Source organism: Humidesulfovibrio sp. (genome assembly GCF_035560995.1).
Taxonomy (GTDB): domain Bacteria; phylum Desulfobacterota; class Desulfovibrionia; order Desulfovibrionales; family Desulfovibrionaceae; genus Humidesulfovibrio.
In genome coordinates this window covers 1-2012 of sequence record NZ_DATMYK010000259.1, presented here as the reverse complement: position 1 = coordinate 2012, position 2012 = coordinate 1, and the positions used below count along the sequence as shown (strand labels likewise).

General features: G+C 64.0%; 1 protein-coding gene. It reads left to right on the top strand.

Annotated elements, in window-relative coordinates; genetic code table 11:
* Nucleotides 1-203: 203 nt before the first annotated feature.
* Nucleotides 204-2012: elongation factor G (locus VN419_RS10120; RefSeq protein WP_325647095.1), on the top strand; the 1809-nt coding region annotated here is incomplete at its 3' end.

The window sequence follows — 2012 nt, the reverse complement described above, 5'->3', positions numbered from 1 at the left end:
CCACAGCGCCGGGCCCCGGGCCCAAAGACCGCCCGCCTGCAAAAATGTCGGTTTATTTCGCCGTCCCTCACCCCATCCTCCCCACGGCCTTGACATTTTCGCTTCCACCTCTCTATAGTCTAAGCATAGAAAATTCCAGGTGGGTTCGTCTTTTCCCGCCGGACCAGCTTTTCGGCGGATAAACTCGATACACGGAGTACGGGATGTCGGAAGCGCTCAAGTCTCAACGGACGTATGTTTTGGTCGGCCATGGCGGCAGCGGCAAAACCTCTGTCGCCGAAATGCTTCTGTTCAACGCCGGCGCGGTGAACCGCCTGGGAAAGATCGAGGACGGCACCACCGCCCTTGATTTCGAGCCCGAGGAAATCAAGCGCCGCGGCTCCATCCAGCCCAGCTTCGCCAACTTCAAATGGCAGAAGAACCAGCATTTTCTCATCGACACCCCGGGTGACAACAACTTCAACGGCGACCTGCCCTATACCCTGGCCGCCGCCGATGCGGTGGTTTTCGTCATCGATGCCGTTGACGGCGTGAAACCCCTTACCCGCAAGGCCTGGGCCGAGGTCAAAAAGGCCGGGCTGCCCGCGCTGGTGTTCATCAACAAGATGGACCGCGACCGCGCCGATTTCCAGACCGCCTTCACCGGACTCAAGGATTCCCTCGGCATCAAGCCCGTGCTCCTGCACTACCCCATCGGCGAGAAGGAGCAGTTCAAGGGCGTGGTGGACCTGCTGGAGAACAAGGCGCTCTTCTTCGACGGCAAGGGCGGCGCGCAAGGCGGCGCCATCCCGGCGGAGGTGGAGGCCGAATCCACCCCCCTGCGCGAGGCCATGATCGAGAACATCGCCGAGAGCGACGAAGCCCTCATGGAGAAGTACCTCGACGCGGGCGAACTGACCGCGGACGAGTTGAAGGGCGCGCTGGTGGCCGGCGTCAAAAGCGGCGAACTGGTGCCCGTGCTCATCGGCAGCGGCCTGAACAACATGGGCGGCCCGCAGTTGCTCGACGCCATCCAGGCGCTTCTGCCCAGCCCGCTCGACCACGCCTACTGGGAGGACGAGGACGGCTCCACCCGCGAAAGCATGGAGGCCGCGCCCGTGGCGGGCTTCGTGTTCAAGACCCTGGCGGACCCCTTTGCCGGGCAGCTCACGGTCATGCGCGTCATCTCCGGCACGCTCACGGGCGACCTGACCCTGGTGAACTCGCGCACGGGCCAGCAGGAACGCATGGGCCAGCTGCTTTTGACCACCGGCAAGGAGAACGTGCCCTGCAAAACGCCGCTCGGCCCCGGCTCCATCGTCACCCTGGCCAAGCTGAAGGACACCAACACCGGCGACAGCCTGTCCTCGGACAAGGCGCCCTTCGTACTGGCCAAGCCCAAGCTCGCGCCCACGCTCATCACCTACGCCCTGGCGCCCAAGGAAAAGGGCGACGAGGACAAGGTCTATCAGGCCATGGCCAAGCTGCTGGACGAGGACGTGACCCTGAAGCTGGGCCGCGACGAGGAGACGGCGGACACGCTGTTGTCCGGCATGGGCCAGAACCACATCGAAATCAGCGTGGAAAAGGCCAAGCGGCGCTACAAGGTGGACATCATCCTGAAGACGCCCAAGGTGCCCTACCGCGAGACCTTCAAGACCGCCGCGCGGGAAATCCAGGGCCGCCACAAGAAGCAGACCGGCGGCCGCGGCCAGTTCGGCGATTGCTGGATACACCTGGAGCCCCAGCCCAAGGGCGCGGGCTACGAGTACGTTGACGCCATCGTGGGCGGCAGCATTCCCCGGCAGTACATCCCGGCCGTGGACAAGGGCGTGCAGGAATCCGCCGCGCGCGGCGTGCTGGCGGGCTTCCCGGTCATCGACTTCAAGGTGACGCTCTACGACGGCAGCTTCCACAACGTGGACTCCTCCGAAATGGCCTTCAAGATCGCCGGTTCCCTCGCCTTCAAAAAGGCCTGCGAAAAGGCCAAGATGATCCTGCTCGAGCCCATCATGACCGTCACCGTGGCCGTG